Here is a 374-nt window from a genome sequence, read left to right as displayed (position 1 = left end):
ATCTTGCCCAGCGAGCTCTAACTTTCCCATATCAGAGGTTATTCTTAAATCCGCTATTTTCTTCACACCTTTCTTCAAAACCTCCTGTTACATTATCTTTAAATGCATAAGCGGCAAACCCAGTGTCTTTATCTTCTGCAGAATCTATTAGTGTTGCATTAAATTTTTTTCTAAGAGATCTTCGTTTTTTTCTTTGGCGTCCTCCCCAATATTATTATACGGTTCTTCGCCATCTCTAAAATTATATATATCTTGCCCAGCGAGCTCTAACTTTCCCATATCAGAGGTTATTCTTAAATCCGCTATTTTCTTCACACCTTTCTTCAAAACAAATCAGCTCCCTTAGAATCATTTATTATTTTGAAAATACTTTT

1 pseudogene is annotated in these 374 nt (G+C 34.8%); it reads right to left on the bottom strand.

The window, feature by feature from the left end:
* Positions 1-82 precede the first annotated feature (82 nt).
* A pseudogene (locus AC1DJR_RS33990) lies at positions 83-327 on the bottom strand (lipase); the annotation flags it as partial.
* Positions 328-374 lie beyond the last annotated feature (47 nt).

This window comes from Bacillus sp. 05T31 (assembly GCF_056396725.1).
This window is presented reverse-complemented; position numbering and strand designations above follow the sequence as displayed.